Raw genomic sequence first — 24,429 nt, 5'->3', positions numbered from 1 at the left:
CTCAGGCCGGATAGGCGTGCGTCTGAGCGGCCTTGACGGCGGCCCAGACCGCCGCGCCGGGTGCGAGCCCGAGTTCCGCGGCCGCCGCCGGCGTCAGGTCGGCGGCCATCGGCACGGCGCCCGCGAGGTCGGCCCGCACGTGGTCGCCGTGCAGGTCCAGGCCGGCCACCGTCAGCTCCCAGACGTTGCGCGCGCTCCCCTCCGGCCGGGCCCGGTGCAGGGTCACCGCGGACGGCGGGAACGCGACGAACGCGGGCCCGGCCAGCTCCTCGTCCGTCGTCAGCACCGCGCCCTGCGGCAGGGTCACCCGGTGCCCGTCCGCCGTGCCCCGGTAGAGGTTGAGGCCGACCAGCCGGGCGATGTAGTCGGTGCGCGGCCGGCGTGCGATCTCCGCCGGGACGCCGGACTGCACCTCGTGCCCGTCCTCGATCACCACCAGCCGGTCGGCCAGTACCATCGCGTCCAGCGGGTCGTGCGTCACCAGCACCGCGACCGCCTCGAACTCGGCGAGGTGGCGCCGAAGTCGGGCCCGGACGTCGAGCCTGGTGCGGGCGTCCAGGGCGGCCAGCGGCTCGTCCAGGAGGAGCAGTCGCGGCCGTACGGCCAGCGCCCGGGCCAGCGCCACGCGCTGTGCCTGGCCGCCGGAGAGCCGGCCCGGCCGGGTGTCCGCGTGCTCGGCCAGGCCCATCCGCTCCAGCCAGCCGGCCGCCTCGGCGCGCGCCTCGCGCTTGGAGCGGCCCCGGCAGCGCGGGCCGAACGCCACGTTGTCCAGCGCGCTCAGGTGGGGGAACAGCAGGTAGTCCTGGAAGACCACGCCGACCGGGCGCTCCTCGGCGGGGGTGTGCAGCCGTCGGGCCGGATCCTCCAGGACACGGCCGTCCAGCCGCAGGTGGCCGGCGCCGAGCGGGAGCAGGCCGGCCAGCGCGCGCAGGGCGGTGGACTTGCCGGCGCCGTTCGGGCCCAGCAGGGCGACCACCTCGCCGGGGGCGGCGGTGAGCGCGAGGTCCAGGGTGAACGCGGCGCGCTCGACCCGCAGCCGGGCGTCCAGTCCGGGGGCGGGCCGAGCGATCGGGGCGGTCATCGGCGGGAGCCTCCGGGGACGGGGACGGGGACGGGAACGAGGGCGAGGGCGGGTACGGGGACGGACCCGGACCCGGAAGCGGCGAGCGTCACGGTGCGGACATCCAGCGCTCGCGCAGCCCGGCCAGGACCGCGATCGAGACCACCAGCAGCACCAGCGACAGCGCGATCGCCGCCTCCGGGTCCGACTCCATCGCCAGGTAGACGGCGAGCGGCATGGTCTGGGTGCGGCCGGGGAAGTTGCCCGCGAAGGTGATCGTCGCGCCGAACTCGCCGAGCGCCCGGGCCCAGGCCAGCACCGCGCCGGCCCCGATGCCCGGGGCGATCAGCGGCAGCGTCACCCGGCGGAAGACGGTCAGCCGGGAGGCGCCCAGTGTCGCGGCGGCCTCCTCGTAGCGCGGGTCGGCGGCGCGCAGCGCGCCCTCCACGCTGATCACCAGGAACGGCATCGCGACGAACGCCTCGGCGATCACCACACCCGTGGTGGTGAACGGCAGGGTCACGCCGAAGGCGGAGTCCAGCCAGGAGCCGACGATGCCGCGCCGGCCGAGCACCAGCAGCAGCGCCACGCCGCCGACCACCGGCGGCAGCACCAGCGGCAGCGTCACCAGGGCCCGGGCCAGCCGGCGGCCCGGCAGTTCGGTCCGGGCCAGCAGCCAGGCCAGCGGCACGCCCAGCACCAGCGACACGCCCGTGGCCGCCGTCGCGCAGACCAGCGACAGGCGCAGCGCCTCCCACACCTGCGGGCTGGTGAGCTGGTCCGACAGCGTGCTCCACGGTGCCCGGACCAGCAGCCCGACCAGCGGGAGGACGAGGAACGCCAGGCCGAGCATGGCCGGGAGCAGCAGGGCGACCGGCACCCGGTGCGCCCGGCGCCGGCCGTGCGGGCGCGGGTGGATGCGGGGGAGCGCGCGGCGGATCACGGGGCCTGGAAGCCCGCCGCGGTCAGCACCTGCTGCGCCTCCGGCGACTGCACGTAGGCGACGAAGGCGGCGGCAGCGCCCTTGTTGGGCGCCTTGGCCAGCGCGGCGATGGGGTAGTCGTTCACGGCCTCGGCGGCCTCGGGGAAGTCCACGCCGTCGATCTTCCCGGCACCGGCCCGCACATCGGTGCGGTACACGAGGGAGGCGTCGACCTCGCCCAGTTCGACCTTGGTCAGCGCGCCCTTGACGTCCTGCTCCAGGGTGACCGGGGTGAGGTCGACGTTCGCGGCCTTGAGGGCGGTCAGCGCGGAGGCGCCGCAGGGCACCTCCTTGGCGCAGAGCGCGACCTTCACGCCGGGGGCGGCCAGGGCGGCGAGGCCGGTGATGTGCTTGGGGTTGCCCTTGGGGACGGCGATGGCCAGCGTGTTGCGCACGAAGGTCTTCGGCTCGCCCGAGGCGCCGCCCGCGTCGGTGACGGTCTTCATGGTGGCGGGGCTGGCGGCGGCGAAGACGTCGGCGGGGGCGCCGGAGTTGATGCTGGTGGCGAGGGCGGAGCTGCCGCCGAAGTTGAAGGTGACCTTGGTGCCGGGGTTGGCGGCCTCGAACTTCCTGCCGAGGTCGGTGAAGGTCTCCTTGAGCGAGGCGGCCGCGAACACGGTGACCGGGCCGGACGCCTTCGAGGCGTCGGCGCCGGCCCCGCCGTTGCGGCCGTCCGGGCCGCCGCTGCTTGCGCAGGCGGTGGCGCCGAGGGCGAGGACGAGGGCCGCGGCGCCGGCGGCGGTGAGTCTGCGGATGGTCATTCCTTCGCTTCCCCTCCTGGGCGCGCCTTCGGAAGGGCGCGGTTCCACGGCCGCAGCTGCGGCCTCCATGGCGATCATAGTGCCGCATTTGCGGTCAGATAATCGTCTCTACCATCGCAGGGGCGAGGGGGCGTGCAGGGGGCTTGCGGACCCGGAAAACCGTTCGCGCGCGGACGCGCCGGGGCGGGAGAGTGGCGCCGTCAGTCCACGGACCGACCGGCCGAGCCGGGGAAGGAGCACACCCATGTCCACACTGCGGGTCACCGCCGAGCGGTTGACCGTCCTGGAACACCCGAACGCCGACGCGCTGGAACTCGCACAGGTCGGCCTCTATCGCGCGGTGGTCGCCAAGGGCGCCTACCGCACCGGCGACTGGGCCGTCTACATCCCGGAGCAGGCCGTGCTGCCGGCCCCGCTGATCGCGGAGCTGGGCCTGACCGGGCGGCTCGCCGGGAGCGGCGCCGACCGGGTCAAGGCGGTGCGGCTGCGCGGCGAGCTGTCCCAGGGCATCGTCTGCCGGCCCGCCGCACTGGCCGGCACCGACCTGGAGGCCGCGGCCGGACGCGGCGAGGACTTCGCCGCGCTGCTCGGCATCACCAAGTGGCAGCCGCCGGTGCCCACCTCGATGAGCGGCGACGTGGTCGCGGCCCCGGACCTGCTGCCCTGGGTGGACGTCGAGAACCTCAAGCGCTTCCCGGACGTCTTCGCGCCCGGCGAGCCCGTCGTGGTGACCGAGAAGCTGCACGGCAGCTGCTGCCTGCTCACCTACGACGCCGCCACGGGCGAGGTGCGGGTCTCCTCCAAGGGCCTCGCCGCGCGGGGGCTGGCGCTCGCCGAGGACGGCCGCAACCTGTACTGGCGGGCGGTGCGGGCGCACGGCGTCGCCCGGGTCGCCGAGCGGCTGGCCGAGCGGCTCGGCGCCGCGCGGGTCGGCGTCTTCGGCGAGGTCTACGGCGCGGGCGTGCAGGACCTCACCTACGGCGGGACCGGCCGCGGCGAGGTGCCCGGCTACGCGGTGTTCGACGTGTCGGCGGTCGTCGACGGGCGGCTGAGCTGGCTGCCAGCCGCCGAACTGCTGGACGGGGAGCTGCCGCTGGTGCCCGAGCTGTGGCGGGGGCCGTTCGCGCCGGACACCGTGCTGGAGCTCGCGCAGGGCCGCGAGACGGTCTCCGGGCGCGGGCTGCACGTGCGCGAGGGTGTGGTGGTCCGGCCGGTGACCGAGCGCTACAGCCCGGTGGTGGGCGGTCGCGCCATAGCCAAGGCGGTCGGGGACGCCTACCTCACCCGCAAGGGCGGCACGGAGTACGAGTAGGACGGACAGGGGGGCGTGAAAGGCCCGGCGCGCGCCGTACGGCGACCGCCGGGCCGACCAGTGCGCTCCTTCTGCTCTGATTACCACTCAGTTACGTTGGTGGTGGTACGAGGGGTACGACCGAGGAGGGGACATGGCACACACCATCGCCGCCGGGACCGTCGCTGCGGCCTCACGCGCCGGCTCCGGCGCGGACGCCGCGAAACGGATACCGGGCCCGCCCGGACTCCCCCTGGTGGGCTCGCTGTTCGACCTGACGCGGCGCCCGCTGCGGACGTACCTCGACGCCCGCCGCGACTACGGCGACGTCGTCCGGTTCGTGGCCGGCCCGCCCGGGCTGCGCGCCGAGTTCTACGCCGTGTTCTCCCCGGAGGGCGCGCACCAGGTGCTCGGCAGCCAGGCCGCCAACTTCCGCAAGGACAACAGCTTCTACGACGAACTGCGGGTCAGCCTCGGCAACGGCCTGCTGACCAGCCTCGACGGCGACTACCAGCGCCAGCGCCGGCTGATCCAGCCGCTGTTCACCCGCCGCAGGGTGGACGGCTACGCGCAGGCGGTCGGCGTGGAGTGCCGGGCGCTGGCCGAACGGTGGCGGGCGGCGCCCGACGGCGTGGTCGACCTGGGCGGGGAGATGTCGCGCTTCGCGCTGCGCACGGTGTCCCGGATCCTGTTCGGGGCGGACGTGGAGGAGGCGGTGGAGGTGGTGCACCGCAGCTTCCCGGTGATAGGGGAGTTCGTCCTCGAACGCGGGTTCGCGCCGGTCCCGGTGCCCCGCTCCTGGCCGACGCCGTCCAACCGGCGCGGTGCCGGGGCGCGCCGTGACCTCTACGCGGTGTGCGACCGGATCATCGCCGAGCGGGCCCGGCGGGCGGAGCGCTCCGGCGGGGTGCCCGCGGTGGACGGGCCGGGCGGGCCGAACGGGCCGGACGGTTCCCACGGAGCGTCCGGCGCCGACGGCCCGGCCGGTACGGGCGGCACGGAGGACCTGCTGGAGCTGCTGACCCGGGCCCGCGGCGAGGACGGCGAGCGACTGGACCCGGACGAGCTGCGCGACCAGGTGCTGATCTTCCTGCTCGCCGGCCACGAGACCACGGCGACCTCGCTCGCCTTCGCGTTGTTCCTGCTGGCCAAGCACCCCGAGCAGCGCCGCCTGGCGCGCGAGGAGGCGGACGCGGTGCTGGCCGGGCGCGAGCCCGTGGCCGCCGACCTGGAGGCGCTGCCGTACCTGACCCGGGTGCTGAAGGAGGCCATGCGGCTCTACCCGGCAGCCTCGCAGATGGGGCGCCGCTCGGTGGAGGAGTCGGTGGTCGACGGACACGTCATCCCGGCCGGAGCCCAGGTGATCCTGGCGCCCTGGGTGACCCACCGGCACCCCGACCACTGGGAGGAGCCCGACCGCTTCGACCCCGACCGCTTCCTGCCCGAGCGGGAGAAGGGGCGCCACCGGTACGCCTGGTACCCGTTCGGGGGCGGGCCGCGGGCCTGCATCGGGCAGCACTTCTCGATGCTGGAGTCGGTGCTGGCGCTGGGCGCGCTGCTGCGGGAGTTCGACCTGGAGGCGATCGACCGAGGGGTGCGGCTCGGCCAGGGCATCACGCTCCAGGTGCGCAGCCCGATGCGGGTCCGTCTGACGCCGCGGGGCCGAGCGTAGACACGGCCGAGCGCCGACTCGGTCGAACGTGCGTCAGGGCGTCAGGGCGTCAGGGCGTCAGGGCGTTCGCCAGTGCGGGCGCTCGCCAGTGCGTTCGTGCGGGCGCGCGTGTGGTGGTGCGGGCGGGGCAGGACGGCGGGGCGGTACGCATCACCGGGATCCGCAGCGGGCAGGAGGACCGCGAACCGTGGCGGGAGACGCGTCGCGGGGGTTCCGGTCGGTGGCCGCCGACCGGGCTGCGGGGTGCCGAGTTCCGAGGGGGCGGCATGGCGAGCGCGCCGGGTTGTCGGGGCGAACGGGGTCCGGACCGCTGTTCCGGCGGCGAATCGGCGGAGTTCGACCGGCTGTTCACGGAACTGCTGCCCAGGCTGCACCGCGCTGCCGCGCGCCTGCTCGGAAGCCCGTTCGGCGCGGGGGACGTCGTCCACGAGGTGTATCTGCGCATCGCCCGGCGGCCCGCCCGCTTCCTCGGCCATCCGCGGCCCTATGCCTACGCGTTCACCGCGATGGTCAACGTCGTGCGCGACGAGTGGCGCCGTGACCGCCGCCGGCTGGTGCCGTTCGAGGCGCTGGAGGACGTCGAGGCGCTCGGCGGCGGGGAGGCGGGCGGGCAGGCCGAGTTGCAGGCGCACTGGGAGGTGGTGCGGCTGCTGGGCTGTCTGACGGCCAAGCAGGCGCGCGCCGTCCTGCTGGTCGACCTCGACGGGTACGGGCTGGAGGAGGCCGCGGCCCTGCTCGGCGTGCACCGCTCCACCCTGGCCCTCACCCGGCGGCGGGCGCTGGAGCGGTTGCGGACCGTCCTCGAACGGGAGCGCGAGACTGCCGAGGGGCGCGGGACGGTCGAGGGGCGCGGGAACGGCTCCGACGCGCCGGACTGACGGATCGTCAGGACGCGCCGGGTCCGGCCCGTACGCTGAACCGTGATCACGTACGAGGAGCATCGGCTCCGCTCCCTGGCGGACGAGGGTCGTTGGATCGAACTGCTGGGCGCCTACCGGCAGGCGCGGGCCGCGTCCGTCGCGTTCGGCCCGACGCGGGGCGGCCCTGCGCGGCTCCGCCCTGCACGGGGCGCCGTCGAGGCTGCCCCGCTCGGCCACCTGATCGCGTACGCCGCGCCGCCCGAGGTCGCTGCCCGGCTGTTCGACCCGGACGGCGGCCCCGGCACGGCCGCCGGTGTCGCCGACCACGACGCCGGGCCGCTCTGGGAGGTACTGGCGACCCGCCACTGCTGGCGGCGGCTCGCCCCGCTGCTCGGCCCGCCCCCGGTGCGGCGGCTGGTCGCGCAGACCCGGGTGCTGCTCGGCGAGGACCTCTCCCGGGACGCCGAGCCGGACGGCGAGGGCGTCCCGCTGCTGCTGGAGCGGTGGGAGGCGGCGGGCCGTGGCGAGGGCGCGCCGGTGCGGGAGTACCTGCGCGACGGCGGCTCGCGCAGCGCGCTGCTGACGCTGCCGGCCAGCCGCGAGGGCCTGGCCCCGGTGGACCTGCCCGAACCCGGCGCCCGGCTGCCCGGGCAGCCCGCCACCCGGGCGCTCGCCGAGCTGGCCGGGTGGGCGCGGGCGGTCTGCGTGCGGGGGTCGGCGCCGCACGCCGCCGCGCAGCTCGCGCCCGGGCGGGTGGTCACCGGCGGGTACCTGCCGTTCGCGCTCGCCTGGCCGGCGCTGGTGCAGGCGGGCGTCGCGGACCGGGCGCACGGCGCGGCGCACGGGCGGCTGGCGCTGTGGCGGGTGCTGGCGGCGATGACCGGGGCCGGGCGGCCGGGATGGCCGGACCGGGCGGACCGGGCGGAGGTGGAGGCGCTGGTCGCGCGGATGCGGTGCTTCACCTGGGAGGACCCGGCGGACCGGCTGCGGCACCTGCACCTCGCGCTGGAGGACCCGGCGACCGGCCTGAGCTGGGCGGTCAGCGGGTCCGAGGAGGTCTGAGGGGGCGGGCCCGGCAGGTGCTGACGGGCGCGGGGAAGGCGGAACCCCCGGTCCGGCGCCTTTTCCGGGGGGTTGGGCGGGGCGCCGGACCGGGGGAGTCAGGGGGTGGGGCGGCAGCGCGGCAGGGCGGTAGGGCGGCTCAGGCGGCGGTCGCCGGAACCGGTCCCGGGGCGGCGGCGGAGCCGGGCACGGACCCGGCCTCGTTGCCGGCCCCGGCGGCGGGGGCCGGTGCGTCGGTCCGGCCGTCGGTCCGGCCGTCGGCGTCCAGCAGTGTCCGCTCGTCGAACGGCACCGCTCCCGTCAGCACCTGCCGGGCCCGCTCACGGTCGAACTCCCCGGTCCACTGCCCGATCAGCACGGTGGCGACGGCGTTGCCCGCGAAGTTGGTCAGTGCCCGGGCCTCGGACATGAACCGGTCGATGCCGACGATCAGCCCGACCCCGTCCACCAGCGCGGGCTTGTGCGACTGCAGTCCGCCCGCCAGGGTGGCCAGCCCGGCGCCGGTGACCCCGGCCGCGCCCTTGCTGGCGATCACCATGAAGACCAGCAGCGACAGCTGCTCGCCCACCGACATCGGCTTGTCCAGCGCCTCCGAGATGAAGATCGAGGCCATGGTGAGGTAGATCGCGGTCCCGTCGAGGTTGAAGCTGTAGCCGGTCGGGACGGTGATGCCGACCACCGGGCGGCTGACGCCCAGGTGCTCCATCTTGGCGATCAGCCGGGGCAGCGCGCTCTCCGAGGAGGAGGTGGAGAGGATCAGCAGGAACTCGCGTCCCAGGTAGCGCAGCAGGGTGAGGACGTTGACGCCCGCGACCAGGCGCAGCAGCGCGCCGAGCACCACGACCACGAACAGCGCGCAGGTCAGGTAGAAGCCGACCATGATGACGGCGAGGCTCTTCAGCGCGGCGGTGCCGGTGGCGCCGACCACCGCCGCCATCGCTCCGAACGCGCCGACCGGCGCCACCCACATGATCATCGCCATCACCCGGAAGACCAGCCGCTGGACGTGCTCGACACCGCGCAGCACGGGCGCGCCGGCCGGGCCCATCGCCTGGAGGGCGAAGCCGACCAGGAGGGCGACCAGCAGGGTCTGCAGCACCTTGCCCTCGGTGAGCGCGGAGGGCAGGGAGGTCGGGATCATGCCGAGCAGGAAGTCGGTGGTGGACTGGGCGCCGCCCGCGGCCGCCTGGGCGTGGCCGGACTTGGCGAGCGCGGCGGTCAGGTGGAGGCCGCCGCCGGGTTCCAGCAGGTTGCCGACCAGCAGGCCGATGCCGAGCGCGACGGTCGACATGGTGAGGAAGTAGCCGAGTGCCAGGCCGCCGACCCGGCCGACCTTGGCGGCCTTGGTCACCGAGCCGATGCCGAGCACGATGGTGCAGAAGATGACCGGGCTGATCATCATCTTGATGAGGTTGACGAAGCCCGTGCCGACCGGCTTCAGCTCCACTGCGAATCCCGGCGCGGCCAGGCCCACCACGACGCCGGCGACGACCGCCGCGATCACGGCGAGGTAGAGGTAGTGGGTGCGGTCCTTCGCTCCGGCGGCCTTTCCCGCTGCTGCTCCGGTGATCGACATCTGCGGCTCCTTCGCCGTGCTGTGCCCGCACGGCGCGCCTGCGTGGGGGTGCGCGGCCGTGCTGTCCTGACGGCCCCGGGTGGTGGGCCGCTCCGACTATGCGGGCCGGCGTGACGCGGGTCACGCTTGCGTTCATAGAGTTCACGCGGGCACCGGGACACCGCGGTGCCGGGACGCCGGGGGAGCCGCGACACCGCGGGGGCCGGGGGTGCCGGGACACCGCGGGTGCCGGGGGAGCCGGGCCGCCGCGGGCGCACCGGGCCGCCGCGGTCGTGGTGCACACTGACAGGCATGTCCGCGCGTACCCCCACCCCGCCGCGCCGGCCGGTGCGCAGCCTGGCCGGACAGCTCTTCGTCGTCCAAGTGGTCATCGTCGCCGCCGTGGTGGCCGGCGGGGCGGTGCTCGCGTACCTGTTCACCGCCGAGCGCGCCGAGGACGCCGCCCGCCGCCAGGTCACCGCCGTCGCCCACGCCGTCGCCGACTCCCCGGACGTGCTCGCCGCCGTCGGCGGGCCCGACCCGACGGCCGTGCTCCAGCCGTACGCCGAGCGGGTGCGGGTCGACACCGGGGTCTCCTTCGTCACCGTGATGGACACCGACGGCGTCCGCTGGACCCACCCGCTGCCCGAGCAGATCGGGAAGACCTTCCTCGGCCACATCGACTGGGCGCTCGCCGGCCGGACCCGCAGCGAGACGTACACCGGCACCCTCGGCCCGTCGGTGCGGGTGGTCGCCCCGGTGCTGGACGAGCGGCACCGGGTGGTCGCCCTGGTCAGCGCGGGCATCACGGTGCAGTCCATCTCCGAACGGCTGCGTGGCCCGCTGCTCGCCCTGGTCGGCGTCGCGGCGGGCGCGCTGGCCCTCGGCGGGGCCGGCACCTACCTCGCCAACTCCCGGCTGCGGCGGCACACCCACGGCATGGGGCCGGCCGAACTCAGCCACCTCTACGAGTACCACCAGGCGACCCTGCACGCCGTCCGGGAGGGGCTGGTGCTGCTCGACCGCGACCACCGGGTGGTGCTCTGCAACGACGCCGCGCGTGAACTCCTCGGTCTGGAGGGGGCGGTGGAGGGGCGACCGGTCGCCGGACTGGGGCTGCCGGCGGCGCTGGTGGCCGCCGTCTCGGGGGCCGAGCCGGTCCGGGACGAGGTGCACCTGACCGCCGAGCGCGTGGTGGTGCTCAACACGTCCACCATCGGTACCGGGCTCGGCCGCGTCCTCACCCTCCGCGACCACACCGAACTCCAGTCGCTGAGCGGGGAGCTGGACTCGGTTCGGGGCTTCACCGAGGCGCTCGGCGCACAGGCGCACGAGGCCGCCAACCGGCTGCACGCCGTCGTCTCGCTGATCGAACTCGGCCGCCACCGCGAGGCGGTGGAGTTCGCCACCGCCGAACTCGCCCTCGCCCAGCAGCTCACCGACCGGGTGGTGGCCGCCGTCGGCGAGCCCGTGCTGGCCGCCCTGCTGCTCGGCAAGGCCGCCCAGGCGGCCGAGCGGGGCGTGGAGTTGACGCTCACCCCGGACAGCTCCATCGACGACGGGGTGCTGCCGCCGCACCTGAGCGCGCGCGACCTGATCACCGTCCTCGGCAACCTGATCGACAACGCCGTGGACGCCGCCATCGTCGGCGCGGCTGCGAACCCCGAGCCGCCGGAGGTCACCGTCACCGCCCGGATCGACGGCGGACACCTGCTGCTGCGCGTCGCCGACACCGGCGCCGGCATCGCCCCGGGGGCGGTGGAGGACGTGTTCCGGCGCGGCTGGAGCACCAAGGGCCAGGGGGACGGGCAGGGGGACGGGCAGGGGCACGGGCGCGGTCTCGGGCTCGCGCTCGTCGCACAGGCCGCCCGGCGCAACGGGGGCGCCGTCGAGGTCGGCCGCGAGCGCGGCGCCGTCCTCACCGTGCGCCTGCCGCTCGACCGGCCGGCGTGCACCGGTACGGGGGAGCGCGGGCGCGGTGGACATGTGGCGGTGGCCCCGTGAGCCCCGGCATCTCCGTCCTGGTCGTCGAGGACGACCCGGTGGCCGCCGACGCCCACGCCCGCTACGTCGACCGCGAACCGGGATTCCGCACCGCCGGCACCGTGCACGGCTGCGCGCAGGCGCTGCGCTTCCTGGAGCGCGAGCGCGCCGCGGGGCGGCCCGTCGACCTGCTGCTGCTCGACCTCTACCTGCCCGACGGCCACGGCCTCCAGCTCTGCGGCACGCTGCGCGCCGCCGGGCACACCACCGACGTCATCGCCGTCACCTCCGCCCGCGACCTCGCGATGGTCCGCCAGGCCGTCTCGGCGGGCGTCGTCCAGTACCTGCTGAAGCCGTTCGCCGCCGCCGCGCTGCACGACCGCCTGGAGCGCTACGCCCGCTACCGGGACACCCTCGCCCGAACCGGTCCGGCCACCGGGCAGGACGAGGTCGACCAGGCGCTCGCGCTGCTCCGCGCGCCCGAACGCACCGCCCTGCCCAAGGGATTGAGCGCGCCGACGCTGGACGCCGTCGCCGGCGTGCTGCGCACGGCCCGTACCGGCCTGTCCGCCGCCGCGGCGGGCACGGCGGCCGGGGTCTCGCGGATCACCGCCCGCCGCTACCTGGAGCACCTGGTCGACTCCGGCCTCGCCGTCCGCGAGCCCCGGTACGGCACGGTCGGCCGCCCGGAGCTGTGCTACCGCTGGACGGGCGGGGCCGCCCGCACCGGGGGTGCGGGCGCCGACACCGGCGGGCCGGGGGAATTCCGTTGATCACCACGGTTGTTGACCCTGCGGCAGCAACCGTCGTGTGAGAAGGGCCTCCCGTGCGCGCCATCCGGATCGACCGCTTCGGCACTCCCGACGTCCTGCGGGTCGCCGACCTCCCCGAGCCCGAGCCGGCTCCCGGGGAGGTGCTGATCCGGGCCGCCGCGACCGGCATCAACCCGGTCGACGACAAGACCAGGGAGGGCGCCATCGGCGAGGGGGCGCCGCCGCTGCCGATGACGCTCGGCTGGGACCTGGCGGGCACCGTGGTCGACGGCGGAGACAGCGGACTGCGCGCCGGGGAGCCGGTCGTGGCGATGTCGCACCAGCTCGCCTCCGGACGCGGGACGTGGGCGGAGCTGGTCGCGCTGCCGGCCGCGGCGGTGGCCCGCGCGCCCAGGACGATCGGACCGGCCGCGGCGGCCACCCTGCCGCTGCCCGGGCTGACGGCCTGGCAGACCCTCGACTGGCTGGCGGTGGAGGCCGGTGAGCGGCTGCTGGTCGCCGGCGCCGGCGGAGCCGTCGGCGGGCTGGCACTGCAGATCGCCCGGGCGCGCGGCGTCGAGGTGGACGCCCTGGTCTCCCGGGAGGAGCAGGGCGCCTTCGCCCGTGCGCACGGCGCCGGACTGGTCACCACCGACCGCCGCGCGCTGCGCGGGGGCGGCTACGACGCCGTGTTCGACACCTTCGGGGCCTTCGTCACCGGGGCGGTGGCCGACGGCGGTCGCTACGCCTCGATCGCCACCCAGGCGGGCCCGGTCCCCGACCTGTCCGGCCGGGGCGTGCGCACCACCGTCCACCAGGTGCGCGAGGACGGCGCGGCGCTCGGCGAGCTCGCCCGGCTGGTCGACGGCGGTGCGCTGCGGCCGCGGGTGCACGCCGTGTTCGCCCTGGACGAGGTCCGCCGGGCGCACGAGCGGTTCCGGCGGGGCGGGCTGAACGGGAAGCTCGCCCTGGTGTTCTGAGCGGTGCGCGTGCCGCCCGACGGGGTCAGCGGGTGACGAACTGGGTGAGCAGGGCCTGCACCTCGTAGATGTCCACGCCCTTGGTGAAGTTCTTGGAGATCGGCAGCGCGGCGCCCGATATCCAGATCTTCAGCTCGGCGTCCAGGTCGAAGCTGCCGGCGGTCTCCACCGAGAAGTGGGTGATGGAGCGGTAGGGGATCGAGTGGTACTCGGTCTTCTTGCCGGTGATGCCCTGCTTGTCGACGAGGATCAGCCGGCGGTCGGTGAACAGGAAGGAGTCGCGCACCAGCTGGTAGGCCGCGTGGACCTGCTCGCCCGGGCCGAACAGCCGGGCGAACTCCTTCTGGGCCTCGTTGTTCTCCACTCGGTGGGCGTTGCCGAAGAGCGCCATGCCGGCCCCTCTCGTCTGGCACCCGGGTCCGGGTGCGGTGGGCTATGAGTCTGCCATGCCGGTGATCATGCCCGGGCGGCGCCTTCGGCGGTGCCCGCGTCCGGACCGGTCCCGGTCCTGTTCCCGGCCCCGGCCCCGGCCCCGGCCCGCTCGGCGAGGGCGAGGTAGCGGTCGTCGACGTCCGTGTAGGAGGTGAGGCGCCAGCCGGCGGCGGCGAGCAGGGGGCGGAGGCTGGGTTCGGCCCGCAGGTCGTCCGGGGTGACGGCGCGGCCGTGGCGGGCGGCGAGCGCGGCGCGGCCGACGGGGTGGAACAGCGCGAGCCGGGCGCCGGGGCGTGCCACCCGGGCGAGTTCGCCGAGGGCGCGGGCCGGTTCGGGCAGGTGGGAGATCAGGCCGGCGGCGAAGACGGCGTCCAATGCGCCGTCGGGCAGCGGCAGTCGGGCGCAGTCGGCGAGCAGCAGGGCGGCGGCGCCCGGGTGGCGGGCGGCGGCCTCGTGCAGCATCTCCGGGGTCACGTCGGCGCCGAGCACCCGGCCTCCCGGGCCGACCGCCGCGCGCAGCGGCGGCAGGGCGCGGCCGGTGCCGCAGCCCGCGTCGAGCACCGACTCGCCCGGGCGCAGGCCGAGTTCGGCGACGGCGGCGGCGTAGCGCGGGCCGTCGTCGGGGAACCTGGCGTCCCAGCCGGCGGCGCGGACGGCGAAGAACTCGCGGGTGCGGGCCAGTTCGGCGGCGTACGCGTCGTGCTCGGGCGCGGGACGGGCGGGAAGCGAGGGCGGCATGCGGTGAGGGTAGCGCGGGCGGGAGGCCGGGGCGCGGCGTCGGAGCGTGACCTCGGGGCGGGTCGCTCGTTGGGGAAACGGGCCCGCTGTCACTCACACGGGTGGTTCCGGCGGCCTGGGGCGGATCCGGGCGAAGCGGAGAAGTAAGGTTAGGCTCACCTAATTTCTTGGGAGCCTGCCTTGACGCTCGCCGCTGAGCCCGCCACCGGTCCGACCGTCCCCGTCCCCGCGCCCGCCCCCGCCCAGGCCGACGCGGCCCAGGCCGTGGCCCCGGCCGCCGCCGTGCTGCGGCGCCAGCGCGTCCGCGAGTCCGCCGCCCGCACCTACGCGCGCTCGTTCCCGATCGTCCCCGTGCGCGCCAACGGCATGACCGTCGAGGGCGCCGACGGCCGCCGCTACCTCGACTGCCTCTCCGGCGCCGGCACCCTCGCGCTCGGCCACAACCACCCCGTCGTCCTGGAGGCGATCCGCCGCACCCTCGACAGCGGCGCCCCGCTCCACCTGCTCGACCTCGCCACCGCCGAGAAGGACGACTTCACCACCGCCCTCTTCGAGAGCCTGCCGCCCGCCTTCGCCGACGGCGCGCGCGTGCACTTCTGCGGCCCCGCCGGGACGGACGCCGTCGAAGCCGCGCTCAAACTCACCCAGACCGCCACCGGCCGCTCCGGCGCCCTCGCCTTCACCGGCGCCTACCACGGGATGACCGCCGGAGCCCTCGCGCTCACCGGCAACGTCGCCGTCAAGGAACCGCTGCCCGGCGGCGGCGAGGTGGTCCGGCTGCCCTACCCCTACGGCTACCGCTGCCCCTTCGGAGTCGGCGGGGAGCGCGGCGCCGCCCTGTCCGCCACCTACGTCGAGCGGCTGCTCGACGACCCGTCCGGCGGCGTCGTCCCGCCCGCCGCGATGATCCTGGAGGCCGTCCAGGGCGAGGGCGGCGTCGTCCCCGCGCCCGACGACTGGCTGCGCGCGATGCGCCGGATCACCGCCGAGCGCCGCATCCCGCTCGTCGTCGACGAGGTGCAGACCGGAGTCGGCCGCACCGGCGCGATGTGGGCCGTCGAGCACAGCGGCATCCTGCCGGACGCGATGGTGCTCTCCAAGGCCATCGGCGGCAGCCTGCCGCTCGCCGTCGTCGTCTACCGCGAGGAGTACGACGGCTGGCGGCCCGGCGCGCACACCGGCACCTTCCGCGGCAACACCCTCGCCATGGCGGCCGGCGCCGCCACCCTGCGCTACGTCGCCGCCAACGGACTCGCCGAACGGGCGGCGGCGGTCGGCACGCGGATGACCGAACGGCTGCGGGCACTGGCCGGGGAGCTGCCGGTGATCGGCGACGTGCGCGGGCGCGGGCTGATGATCGGCGTGGAGCTCGTCGACCCGGCCGCCGAACCCGACACCTGCGGGGCACGGCCCGCCGCCCCCGAACTCGCCGTCCGGGTGCGGGAGGCGTGCCTGGAACGCGGCCTCATCGTCGAACTCGGCGGACGGCACGACGCCGTGCTGCGCCTGCTGCCCCCGCTCACCATCACCGACGAACAGGCGGCCGCGGTGCTGGACCGGCTCGCCGACGCCATCGCGTCGGCGTCGGCGTCGGGGGCGTCGGCGGCAGGGGCCGCGGGGGCCTCCGCGTGAACGTGGACGACGACGGCCCGCTGCTCGACGCCCTGTCCGGCGGTGTCGGCGGGCCCGCGGCCCTCGGCCCGCTGCTCGCCACCGTCCTCGACGCGCTGGAGACCGGCGCCACCCGGCGCGGCGGCCCGCTGCCCCCCGGCCACCCCGCCGACCTCGCCGCCCGCACCGCCGACACGTTCACCGCCGCACACGGCCCCGACGCCCTCGCCCGCCTCACCGAACTCCTCGCCCACGGCGCCGCCGACCCCGCCGACCCCTACTGCGCCGCCCACCTGCACTGCCCCCCGCTCGCCGTCGCCACCGCCGCCGACCTCGCCGTCAGCGCCCTCAACCCCTCCCAGGACTCCTGGGACCAGGCCCCCGCCGCGACCGCGCTGGAGCGCGCGCTGCTCGCCGAACTCGCCACCCTGGTCGGCTACGACCCCGCCCGCGCCGCCGGCGTCCTCACCTCCGGCGGCACCGAGTCCAACCTCATGGGCCTGATGCTCGCCCGCGACCAGCGGCTCGACGGCATCGTCGAACTCGACGGCCTGCTCGGCCTGCCCGCCGGCACCCGGCCCCGGATCCTCGCCTCCCGGGCCGCGCACTTCTCCGTCCAGCGCGCGGCCGCCCTGCTCGGCCTCGGCGAACGGGCCGTCGTCCCCGTCGACGTCGACCGCGACCTGCGCATGGACCCGGCCGCCCTCGAACGCGCCCTGGCGGAGGCCGTCTGGGCCGGCGACACCCCCGTCGCCGTCGTCGCCACCGCCGGCACCACCGACACCGGCGCCGTCGACCCGCTGCCCGCCGCCGCCGACCTCGCCGCCCGCTACGGCGCCTGGCTGCACGTCGACGCCGCGTACGGGGGCGGCGCGCTGCTCTCCGAGCGGCTCGCCCCGCTGCTGGCGGGCATCGAACGGGCCGACTCCGTCGCGCTGGACTGGCACAAACTCGGCTGGCAGCCCGCAGCCGCCGGCGTCTTCCTGGTCCGCCGCGCCGAGACCTACGTCTCGCTCGCCCGCCGGGCCGCCTACCTCAACCCGGCCGACGACGAACAGGCCGGATACCCGAGCCTGCTGGGGCTCTCGCTGCGCACCACCCGGCGGCCGGACGCCTTCAAGCTCGCCGTCACCCTGCGCACCCTGGGCCGCGCCGGACTCGGCCGGCTCGTCGACGCCTGCCACGACCTCGCCCTCGCCGCCGCCGACGCCGTCCGCGCCGAGCCGGACCTCGAACTGCACGCCGAACCCGTGCTGACCGCGCTGCTCTTCCGCTACCGCCCGGCGGACGCCCGGGACGAGGCCGCCGTCGACCGGGTCAATGCCGGGCTGCGCCGGGAACTGCTGCGGGCCGGCCGCGCCGTGGTCGGCCGCACCGAACTGCCCGGCGAGGGGCCGGGCCGGGTGCGGCTCAAACTCACCCTGCTCAATCCGCACACCACGCCCGAGGAGGTCGCCGGCCTGCTCGGCGAGGTCGCCCGTGCCGGCCGGGAGGCGTGGGTGGCGGGGCGGTAGCGGGGGTGGGGGCGGCTGGCCGGGGCGGCGGGCCCGGCTGCTACGGCGCGAGCAGGATCTCGCGGCAGCGCTCCCAGGTGGCCGGGTCGGCGGCGACGAGCAGGCCGTCCTCGCCGCCGGGGGGCTCGGGGTGGTAGGGGGTGCCGTCGAGGCGGGCGGAGCGGCCGCCGGCCTCGGTGAGGAGGAGGGAGCCCGGCGCGTGGTCCCAGGGGAGGGTGCGCCAGTAGAGCATGAAGTCCGCGGCGCCCTCGGCGATGTCCGGGTACTCGAAGCCCGCGGCGTGGCGGCCCGGGGTCATCTCGCCGAAGGCGGCGGTGTTCGCCTCCAGCAGGCGGCGGCGGGACGGGTCGAGGAAGCGGCTCTTCACCGAGCCGCGCCACTTGGCGGGGTCGGCGCCGGCGGGGGCGCGGGTGAGGCGGTGGCCGTCGCGCCAGGCGCCGGAGCCGAGTTCGGCGGTGTAGGTGGTGGACGTGACGGGGTGCCGGATCCAGGCGGCGACCGTCCGGCCGTCGCGCACCAGGGAGACCATGAGCGCGTACTCGGGCCGGCCGGCGATGAAGTTGGAGGTGCCGTCGACGGGGTCGACGAGCCAGACGGCGGGTTCCGCGAGCAGCGCTCCGGCGAGGTCAGGGTCGGCGGCGACGGCCTCCTCGCCCACCACGGGGACGGGCAGCAGCTCGCGCAGGCGCCGGGCGATGATCACCTCGGCCTCCCGGTCGGCGACGGTGACCACCTCGCCGGGGGCCTTCTCCATCACCTCGCCGGCCGCCAGCGCCCGGAACCGGGGCTCCACCACCTCGGCCGAGGCCTCGGCGATGATCTCCGCCACCTTGTCCATCAGCACGTGCCCGCTCCCTTCGCCGGTACCACTTTCGCACGTCAGTGCGGAGTCGGCGTGCGGCGGGGCGGGCGGCGTGGCGGGGGCTGACAAATGACAGCTGACAGATAACAGATGACAGATAACAGATTTCAGAATCTGTCATCTGAAATTTGTCAGCTGTCAGCCGTCAGCCGCCGAGGTAGTGGAAGCCCGGGCGCGGATGCATCAGGAAGTCGTGGTGCGAGATGTTGAACGCGTACGCCCCCGCCATGCCGAAGAGCACCCGGTCGCCCGTGCGCAGGCCGGCCGCCGCCGGGGCGGCGTGGGCGAGGACGTCCTTCGGGGTGCAGAGCTGGCCGGTCAGGGTCGCCCGGCCGGTGGTCACGGCCGGGCGCGCCCACGGGTGCGGCCAGGCGGCGACCGGCAGCGGGTCGAACGGCTGGCTGTGGCCGCGGGTGGCCGGGGTGCGCAGGTGGTGGGTGCCGCCGCGGACGACCGCGAAGTCCTCGCCGTGGCTGCGCTTCACGTCCAGCACCTCGGTGGCGTACCAGCCACAGTACGCGGTGAGCGCCCGGCCGGGCTCGATCCGCAGGACCGGACCCGGGTGGCGCTCCAGCAGCCGGCCGAGGCCCTCACCGAACGCCGCCCAGTCGAAGCGCGCCGCCGGGTCGTCGTAGTCGACGGCCATGCCGCCGCCCACGTTGACCTCGTCCAGCGCGAACGCGTGCCGCTCCGCCAGCCGGACGGACCAGGCGACGATCCGCTCGGCGATCGCCAGCTGCTCCCCGGCCGCCAGCCCGCTCGCCAGGTGGGCGTGCACGCCGCGCAGCCGCAGGCGCCGCCGCACCGGGCCCAGCGGCCCGACCGGCTCGGTGAGCAGCCGGACGGCGGCCTCGGCCCGGTCCGGGTCCAGCCCGAACGGCGTCGGCCGCCCGCCCATCGCCAGCGCCACCGAGTCCAGCGTGCCCTCGCCGACCGGTAGGTTGACCCGCAGCAGCACGTCCACCACCGCGTCCGGCCGGTCGGCCAGCACGGCGGCGAGCCGGCGCAGTTCCTGCTCGCTCTCCACGTGCCACCGGTGCACGCCCGCGTCCACGGCGGCGGCGATCTCGGCGGGCGTCTTGCCCGGCCCGCCGAAGGCCAGCGGCGCGTCCGGCACGGCCGCCCGCACATGGGCCAACTCGCCGCCGCTGGAAACCTCGTAGCCGTCCACGGCGTCACGCAGCGCGGCCAGCACCGGCGCCTCGGGGTTGGCCTTGGCGGCGTAGTAGAGCTCGACGCGCTCCGGAAGGGCGGCCCGGACGGCCGCCGCGTGGGCCCGCAGCGCCGCCAGGTCGTAGACGTAGGCGGGCAGTTGCTCCGCCGCCAGGCCCGCGACGTGGCGCCGGACGGCCTCGGTCACGGAAGCGGCGGCGGAGGTAGCGGGGGCGGGGGGGGTCATCGGGTCCTTCCGGCGGGAACGGGCGGGGCCTGCACGGGGTTCGGGGCGTGCGCCGCCTCGGCCAGCACGGAGCGCGCCAGCGGCGAGGCGAGACGGACATAGCCGGCCGCGCGGTCGGCCTTGCGCTCCCAGCGGGTGAGCAGATTGGCCTTGCCGGGCAGCGGCACGCCCGCCAGCAGCGCCCGCAGCCGCGGCGGGCACCCGTGCACGGCGGCGTACTCGGCCAGGACGCGGCGCACCGCCTCCCACAGCGCCCCCTCGGCCGCCGGGTGCAGGTCGGCGAGGGCGGCGAGCAACTCGGCGACGTGGTTGACCAGCAGGCAGTAGACCACCCGGTCCCAGCCCCGCTCGGCGTCGTACGCCATCGGCCCCGCCACCTCGGGCGGCAGCGCGGCGAGCAGGGCCGCGTGCCGCTCGGGGACGAGCTTGGTCCCCTCCAGGTCGCGGAAGAGCACCTGGACCGGCCGCCCGGCGGCGTCCACCCCGATCAGCACGTTCTGCAGGTGCGGCTCCAGGACCACGCCGTGGTCGAAGTAGGCGGCCAGCACGGGCGGGAGCAGCAGCCGCAGGTAGGCCGTCCACCAGTCGAGCGCCCCCGCCGCGTCCGCCGCGCCGGGCAGCAGCCGGGAGACGTGCGCCGAGCTGGTCGGGTACTCGTCGGCGACGGCGGCGGCCAGCAGCGGGGTGACGCCGGGGCGCAGCGCGCCGCCGAGGCCCTCGCGGACGATCAGCCCGAACCCCTCGTAGAGCGCCCGGTCGGGCCGGCCGTCGGCGCCGGGAACGGCGAGGGTGCGGAACGCGGGTTCGCGCAGCACGGCCGCGTCCGGGAACCGTTCGGCGAGGTCGGCCAGCACGGGGGCGAGCAGCCGGGTGAGGGTGACGGCGCCGGTCAGCTCGTAGGCGGCGTTCTTGCGCAGGCAGTTGGTGATCCGCACGTTCAGGCTGAACTTGAGGAACGCGCCCGCGCCGTAGAGGGTCCGCACCGAGGCGGTGGCGGCGAACGGCGCGCCGCCGGGGCCGAGGTCGAGGATGTCCCCGCTCTCCAGCGCGCCCCTCAACAGCGGGTGGTCGCCGATCAGTTGGTACTGCCACGGGTGGGCGGGCAGCAGCCGGTAGCCGTCCGGGGCGGGGCCGAGCCCGTCGAGCAGCGCGGTCGCGGCCGGATCGGCGGAGGACTCGGCGACCAGTTCCCGCCGCACGGCGAGGTGGCGCAGCGGGAACGCGGCGCGCGCCTCGGGGGCGTAGTCGCGCCAGTCGCCGTGCTCGGCGGAGCGGGACTTGGGGGCGGGGTGGAAGCGGTGTCCGAACAGCAGTGCCTGCTCGGATTCGAGGTAGCGGTCGGCGCCCGGCTCCGGGCGTCCGGCCAGGGCGGCGGCGACGGCCGCGTGGCTGGAGGCGAGCTGGCCGAGGAACTCCTCGTTGACGGTGCCGGTGCGCAGCTCCAGTTCGCCCTGGACGTGCCGGGCGAGCCCGTCCCGGTCCAACTCGCGCCAGCCGTCCTCGTGCTGCTCCTCGACCGGGCCGGTGAAGCGGTGCGCGCCGAGCAGCGAGGTGCGGCGCAGGGCGACCCGGAGCAGGGCGCCGCGCCGGGGCAGGCGGATCAGCAGCCGGCCGTCGGTGACGGCGGTCTGGTGCTCGGGCGCGGACACCTCGCGCAGCAGGCAGTTGACCAGGGTGTGGGCCACCGCGTGGTCGGCGGTGGGCAGTTGGTGTGTCATGAGTGACTCCAACGCTGGCGGACGGGGGAGCTGAAGGCGGTGGCCGCGACGGCGGCCAGCAGTGCGGCGGCGGTGCCGGCCAGCACGGGGGAGGCGGCACCGAACCGGCCGTTGGCCAGCGCGGCGACGGCTCCGGCGGCGACGGCGCCGCCCTTGGAGACGAATTCGAGGGTGCCGAACATCCGCCCGGGCGCCCGGCCGCGGGCGGCCTCGGCGGCCAGCACCGCGAGGCAGACCAAGCCGAGGGTGAGCCCGGCGCCGAGCAGCAGCCGGACGGTGACGAAGACGGGCAGCGAGTCGGCGAGGGCGTGTCCGGCGAGGCCGAGCGCGACGAGGACGAAGCCGAGGGCGAGGCCGGTGTGCGGGCGGTGCAGGAAGGCGGTGTGGGTGCGGGCGGCGAACGCCAGGTAGCACAGGTGGGGCAGGGCGAACAGCACGCCGGTGGTGGTGCCGGAGACGCCGGGCAGGCGCTGCTCGGCCAGGGATATCAGGTAGGGGAAGGAGATGACGGTGGCGAAGACGAAGGCGAACTCGAAGGCGTAGAGCACGCGCAGCGACCCCCGGCGCGGGGCCTCGGCGGACGACGAGGCGTCGGCGACGCCCCCGCCGCCGCCGCTGACGTCCCCGCCGCCCCCGCCGTCCGGGGTGTCCGGGGCCTCCTCGGTGGCTGCGGCACCCTTTCCGGGCCCGGCGCCCCCACTGCCCTTGACGCCCCGCCCCGCGCCGGGAACGCCCGGCCGGCCCGGCTCCGGCAGCAGCGCGAGCAGGCCGGCGGCGGCCAGTGGCAGGGCGGCCATCAGCAGGTACTGCCGGTGCGGGTCGATCCACGGCGACAGCGCGCCGACCAGGATCGGCGCCGCCACCAGCGACGCCCGGGCACTGCCCTGCATCAGGGTGAGCGCCCTGGACAGTCGCGCGCCGTCGAGGGCGGCGGCCAGGTAGCCGTTGGTGGCGGCGAAGGTGCCGCCGAGGAAGCCCTGGAGGACGAGGGCGAGGGTGAACGCGGTCAGCGAGTCGGCGGCGCCGGCCAGCAGGAAGGAGACGGTGAGGCCGAGTTGGGCGCGCAGCAGCAGCCGCTTGCGGCCGAACCGGTCGGCGAGCCGCCCCCAGAGCGGGGCGCCGAGGGCGCTGAACACCGTCGGGACGATGTAGAGGACGCCCGCCCAGCGGCCGTCCGGGTCGCCGAGGGCGGGCAGGATCGCGGTCAGGTACGGCGGCAGGCCGAGGGCGGCGAAGGAGGCGACGAAGTAGCAGGCGGCGACGGCGTGCACCTGGCGGCGGCCGAGCCCGCCGGGGTCCACGGCGCCGAAGCCGCATGTCCGGGGCGCCGCGTCGACCGTCATCGCCCGCTTCCCGTCGTGCCGGAACCGTTGTGCGGGAGGAGGTAGTTGGGGCCGTCGGTGTAGTGCTTGTTGATGTCGGCGGCGCCCGAGCGCTGCTTGCTGAGCAGGGTTCCGGCGGTGACCATCGCCTTGACCGGCAGCCGTTCGGCGTCGAGCAGGGCGGCGCGCAGCGGTTCGGCGGCCGGTCCGGCCCGTTCGACGGCCGCGGCGAGCCGCTTGCGCAGCAGCGCCAGCAGGTCGTCGAGTCCGGCCCGCCCGTGGGCGGCGAGGCCGAACGCCAGGGCGCCGGTGCACAGGTGGCCGGTGATGGTGGCGAACAGGTCCGTGAGCGGGCGGTCGTCCTCGGTGAAGACCCGGGCGTCGTCGAACTCCTCACGGGCGGGCGCCGATTCACCGAGTGCGGCGACGAGGCGGCCGGTGTGGACGCGCGGGCCGTCGTCGTCCTTGAAGAGCAGGCGCGGGGCGCCGCCGTCCTCGTCGAGGACCAGCGAGGTGTTCTGCTGGTGGGACTCCAGTGCGACGCCGTACCCGAAGAGGGTGGTCTGCCAGTCCAGCAGCAGTTCCAGCAGGGCGTCGTAGAGGGCGACCGGGTCGCCGCCGAAGAAGCGGTCGGCGAGGTGGTCGACGACCAGGCGCCCGCTGGTGCCGCTGCCGCTGCCGCTGCCGTCACCGCTGCCGCCGCCTGTACCGGCCCCGCTCCCGGGAGCGCCCGTGCGGGGCGCCGCGGCGAGCAGGGCGGCGAGCGGAACGGTCACGGACCGCTCCAGCCCGGCCGGTTGGCGGCGCAGCAGCACCGCCAGCAACTCGTGCCCGGCGTGCGCCCAGGTCTGCTCGTCGGCGTGCAGGATCCGCCCGGCGAAGCGCGGTTCGCGCGCCAGCACGGCCTCGACCAGCCGCTGTCCGGCGGCGCCGTCGCGCAGGGTGCCGGGCTTGATGGTGCGGCGGTTGAGCCGGCCGAGGGTCGCGGTGGCCAGCGGGAGCTTGAGGTGGTGGACGGGGTCCTCGGCGACGGCGACGGTGCGCATCGACAGGGTGGGGACGACGGTCAGGTACGGGCGTTCGGCGAGTACGGCGCGCCCGTCGAGGCCGGTGGCGCGGAGCGCCTCGTCCAGGGCCGGGCCGACGGTGAGCGGGTGGACCGGCAGGGTCTCCCAGGCCTGGTCGCCGCCGGGCAGGTCGAGGCCGAGCCAGCCCTGGGTGGGCCACCAGCGCGGCAGCGGCCGCTCGCCGTGCCGGGTGAGCGTGCCGGCCGGCAGGGCGAGCCAGCGCAGCTCGAAGGCCGGGTGGAACTCCGGTGCGTGGGAGCGCAGTTGCGTCTCGTCGAGGCCGGACCGGCCGCGCGCGGTGGGGTAGACGGGGTGGTCGAGGTAGGCGGCCAGGGTGTCGTGGCCGAGGGCGGCGGCGGGGCCGCTCCAGCGGGCCGGGTCGGCGCCGTACAGGTCGGTGAGCGCGGTGTGGACCTCGTCGCGGACCCGCTCGTGCAGTTCCATGGTGGCGAGGGTCTGGCGGCACTCCTCGGCGAACGCGGCCCAGCCGGGCCGGTCCTCCGGGTCGGCGTGCCCGGCGAGGGCCGTGAGGACGGCGTCCAGGCCGCGGACGGGGCGGCCGTCGAGTTCGACGAGCGGGAGCCGGGCGGCGTACTCGCTCTGGAAGCCGTCGGCGGCGACGGGGACGGCGATCCGCGGTCCGGCGGACACCAGCCAGTCGCCGTCGGCCCGTTGCTCCACGGCGGCGCGGGTGCGCAGGTGGAGCACGTCCTCGCGCAGCAGCGCGGACAGCACCCGCAGTGCGAGGGCGTCGGCGGCGGAACCGGAGGAGGCGGGACCGGAAGCGGCCGAACCGGAGGCGGCGGGA

At 76.3% G+C, this 24,429-nt stretch carries 20 protein-coding genes; 9 read left to right on the top strand and 11 right to left on the bottom strand.

From position 1 onward, the window contains the following. Position 1: 1 nt before the first annotated feature. The 3 genes from ACFU74_RS03295 to modA all read right to left on the bottom strand — a co-directional run bounded on the left by ACFU74_RS03295 (position 2) and on the right by modA (position 2,803). Positions 2–1,081, bottom strand: coding sequence for an ABC transporter ATP-binding protein (locus ACFU74_RS03295; protein ID WP_380750968.1), 1,080 nt, complete (start codon positions 1,079–1,081; stop codon positions 2–4). Between the two features lie 88 nt (positions 1,082–1,169). Continuing rightward, positions 1,170–2,000: an ABC transporter permease gene (locus tag ACFU74_RS03290; RefSeq protein WP_380751084.1), complete on the bottom strand. Its 831-nt coding sequence runs from the start codon at positions 1,998–2,000 to the stop codon at positions 1,170–1,172. Then, positions 2,000–2,803, bottom strand: coding sequence for a molybdate ABC transporter substrate-binding protein (gene modA, locus ACFU74_RS03285; RefSeq protein ID WP_380750965.1), 804 nt, complete (start codon positions 2,801–2,803; stop codon positions 2,000–2,002). The genes ACFU74_RS03290 and modA overlap by 1 nt, the downstream gene beginning before the upstream one ends. Before the next feature lie 244 nt (positions 2,804–3,047). Here modA and ACFU74_RS03280 point away from each other — a divergent pair, with 244 nt between their 5' ends. The 4 genes from ACFU74_RS03280 to ACFU74_RS03265 all read left to right on the top strand — a co-directional run bounded on the left by ACFU74_RS03280 (position 3,048) and on the right by ACFU74_RS03265 (position 7,688). Beyond that, positions 3,048–4,115: an RNA ligase (ATP) gene (locus ACFU74_RS03280; RefSeq protein WP_380750962.1), complete on the top strand. Its 1,068-nt coding sequence runs from the start codon at positions 3,048–3,050 to the stop codon at positions 4,113–4,115. Between the two features lie 133 nt (positions 4,116–4,248). Next, positions 4,249–5,766, top strand: coding sequence for a cytochrome P450 (locus tag ACFU74_RS03275; protein WP_380750959.1), 1,518 nt, complete (start codon positions 4,249–4,251; stop codon positions 5,764–5,766). A 266-nt stretch (positions 5,767–6,032) separates the two neighbouring features. Next, positions 6,033–6,644 (top strand): RNA polymerase sigma factor, encoded by a 612-nt coding sequence (locus tag ACFU74_RS03270; protein WP_380750956.1) that lies wholly within the window; start codon positions 6,033–6,035, stop codon positions 6,642–6,644. 42 nt (positions 6,645–6,686) lie between these two features. Then, a complete protein-coding gene (locus ACFU74_RS03265; RefSeq protein WP_380750953.1) occupies positions 6,687–7,688 on the top strand; it encodes a hypothetical protein in 1,002 nt (333 codons plus the stop codon). Between the two features lie 139 nt (positions 7,689–7,827). Here the strand turns inward: ACFU74_RS03265 and ACFU74_RS03260 are convergent, their stop codons facing one another. Further along, the gene (locus tag ACFU74_RS03260) at positions 7,828–9,264 is read right to left on the bottom strand and encodes a cation:dicarboxylate symporter family transporter (RefSeq protein ID WP_380750950.1); all 1,437 of its coding nucleotides are present in this window, start codon (positions 9,262–9,264) and stop codon (positions 7,828–7,830) included. Between the two features lie 291 nt (positions 9,265–9,555). On the opposite strand from ACFU74_RS03260, the gene ACFU74_RS03255 reads away from it, so the two are divergent. From ACFU74_RS03255 to ACFU74_RS03245, 3 genes are read left to right on the top strand one after another with little or no spacing between them, the layout of a single operon-like run. Then, on the top strand, positions 9,556–11,247 hold the full coding sequence (locus tag ACFU74_RS03255; RefSeq protein WP_380750947.1) for an ATP-binding protein: 1,692 nt from the start codon (positions 9,556–9,558) through the stop codon (positions 11,245–11,247). Then, complete coding sequence (locus ACFU74_RS03250; RefSeq protein ID WP_380750944.1) at positions 11,244–11,999, top strand: response regulator; 756 nt, start codon at positions 11,244–11,246, stop codon at positions 11,997–11,999. Before ACFU74_RS03255 ends, ACFU74_RS03250 begins: the two co-directional genes overlap by 4 nt. A 53-nt stretch (positions 12,000–12,052) precedes the next feature. Next, positions 12,053–12,958, top strand: coding sequence for an NADP-dependent oxidoreductase (locus ACFU74_RS03245; protein ID WP_380750941.1), 906 nt, complete (start codon positions 12,053–12,055; stop codon positions 12,956–12,958). Between the two features lie 25 nt (positions 12,959–12,983). Here the strand turns inward: ACFU74_RS03245 and ACFU74_RS03240 are convergent, their stop codons facing one another. Both ACFU74_RS03240 and ACFU74_RS03235 read right to left on the bottom strand, forming a co-directional pair. Next, positions 12,984–13,349, bottom strand: coding sequence for a PH domain-containing protein (locus ACFU74_RS03240; RefSeq protein ID WP_380750938.1), 366 nt, complete (start codon positions 13,347–13,349; stop codon positions 12,984–12,986). A gap of 65 nt (positions 13,350–13,414) precedes the next feature. Next, positions 13,415–14,128, bottom strand: a complete 714-nt coding sequence (locus ACFU74_RS03235; protein WP_380750935.1) for a class I SAM-dependent methyltransferase — start codon at positions 14,126–14,128, stop codon at positions 13,415–13,417. Between the two features lie 180 nt (positions 14,129–14,308). Between ACFU74_RS03235 and ACFU74_RS03230 the strand changes: the two genes are divergently transcribed. Beyond that, positions 14,309–15,760 carry a diaminobutyrate--2-oxoglutarate transaminase family protein gene (locus tag ACFU74_RS03230; protein ID WP_380750932.1) on the top strand — a complete coding sequence of 484 codons (1,452 nt, stop codon included), beginning with the start codon at positions 14,309–14,311 and terminating at the stop codon, positions 15,758–15,760. Continuing rightward, positions 15,757–17,253 carry a pyridoxal phosphate-dependent decarboxylase family protein gene (locus ACFU74_RS03225; RefSeq protein ID WP_380750929.1) on the top strand — a complete coding sequence of 499 codons (1,497 nt, stop codon included), beginning with the start codon at positions 15,757–15,759 and terminating at the stop codon, positions 17,251–17,253. Before ACFU74_RS03230 ends, ACFU74_RS03225 begins: the two co-directional genes overlap by 4 nt. A gap of 40 nt (positions 17,254–17,293) precedes the next feature. On the opposite strand, the gene ACFU74_RS03220 is transcribed toward ACFU74_RS03225, so the two are convergent. The 5 genes from ACFU74_RS03220 to ACFU74_RS03200 form a co-directional block, all read right to left on the bottom strand. Then, positions 17,294–18,091, bottom strand: a complete 798-nt coding sequence (locus ACFU74_RS03220) for an inositol monophosphatase family protein (RefSeq protein WP_380751081.1) — start codon at positions 18,089–18,091, stop codon at positions 17,294–17,296. A gap of 169 nt (positions 18,092–18,260) precedes the next feature. Then, positions 18,261–19,514, bottom strand: coding sequence for a type III PLP-dependent enzyme (locus tag ACFU74_RS03215; RefSeq protein ID WP_380750926.1), 1,254 nt, complete (start codon positions 19,512–19,514; stop codon positions 18,261–18,263). Further along, on the bottom strand, positions 19,511–21,232 hold the full coding sequence (locus ACFU74_RS03210) for an IucA/IucC family protein (protein WP_380750923.1): 1,722 nt from the start codon (positions 21,230–21,232) through the stop codon (positions 19,511–19,513). The genes ACFU74_RS03215 and ACFU74_RS03210 overlap by 4 nt, the downstream gene beginning before the upstream one ends. Beyond that, positions 21,229–22,575, bottom strand: a complete 1,347-nt coding sequence (locus ACFU74_RS03205; RefSeq protein WP_380750920.1) for an MFS transporter — start codon at positions 22,573–22,575, stop codon at positions 21,229–21,231. The genes ACFU74_RS03210 and ACFU74_RS03205 overlap by 4 nt, the downstream gene beginning before the upstream one ends. Next, positions 22,572–24,362, bottom strand: coding sequence for an IucA/IucC family protein (locus tag ACFU74_RS03200; protein ID WP_380751078.1), 1,791 nt, complete (start codon positions 24,360–24,362; stop codon positions 22,572–22,574). The genes ACFU74_RS03205 and ACFU74_RS03200 overlap by 4 nt, the downstream gene beginning before the upstream one ends. Positions 24,363–24,429: the final 67 nt, after the last annotated feature.

It is taken from the genome of Kitasatospora sp. NPDC057500 (assembly GCF_042802195.1).
GTDB lineage: Bacteria > Actinomycetota > Actinomycetes > Streptomycetales > Streptomycetaceae > Kitasatospora.
The sequence above is the reverse complement of the archived record's forward strand: the minus strand, read 5'-3'. Positions and strand labels throughout refer to the sequence as shown.

Coding starts and splice junctions, on each gene's coding strand:
- ACFU74_RS03295 (WP_380750968.1), bottom strand. CDS start 1,081: ATGACCGCCCCGATCGCTCGGCCCGCCCCCGGACTGGACGCCCGGCTG.
- modA (WP_380750965.1), bottom strand. CDS start 2,803: ATGACCATCCGCAGACTCACCGCCGCCGGCGCCGCGGCCCTCGTCCTC.
- ACFU74_RS03280 (WP_380750962.1), top strand. CDS start 3,048: ATGTCCACACTGCGGGTCACCGCCGAGCGGTTGACCGTCCTGGAACAC.
- ACFU74_RS03275 (WP_380750959.1), top strand. CDS start 4,249: ATGGCACACACCATCGCCGCCGGGACCGTCGCTGCGGCCTCACGCGCC.
- ACFU74_RS03270 (WP_380750956.1), top strand. CDS start 6,033: ATGGCGAGCGCGCCGGGTTGTCGGGGCGAACGGGGTCCGGACCGCTGT.
- ACFU74_RS03260 (WP_380750950.1), bottom strand. CDS start 9,264: ATGTCGATCACCGGAGCAGCAGCGGGAAAGGCCGCCGGAGCGAAGGAC.
- ACFU74_RS03255 (WP_380750947.1), top strand. CDS start 9,556: ATGTCCGCGCGTACCCCCACCCCGCCGCGCCGGCCGGTGCGCAGCCTG.
- ACFU74_RS03240 (WP_380750938.1), bottom strand. CDS start 13,349: ATGGCGCTCTTCGGCAACGCCCACCGAGTGGAGAACAACGAGGCCCAG.
- ACFU74_RS03235 (WP_380750935.1), bottom strand. CDS start 14,128: ATGCCGCCCTCGCTTCCCGCCCGTCCCGCGCCCGAGCACGACGCGTAC.
- ACFU74_RS03220 (WP_380751081.1), bottom strand. CDS start 18,091: ATGGACAAGGTGGCGGAGATCATCGCCGAGGCCTCGGCCGAGGTGGTG.
- ACFU74_RS03215 (WP_380750926.1), bottom strand. CDS start 19,514: ATGACCCCCCCCGCCCCCGCTACCTCCGCCGCCGCTTCCGTGACCGAG.
- ACFU74_RS03210 (WP_380750923.1), bottom strand. CDS start 21,232: ATGACACACCAACTGCCCACCGCCGACCACGCGGTGGCCCACACCCTG.
- ACFU74_RS03205 (WP_380750920.1), bottom strand. CDS start 22,575: ATGACGGTCGACGCGGCGCCCCGGACATGCGGCTTCGGCGCCGTGGAC.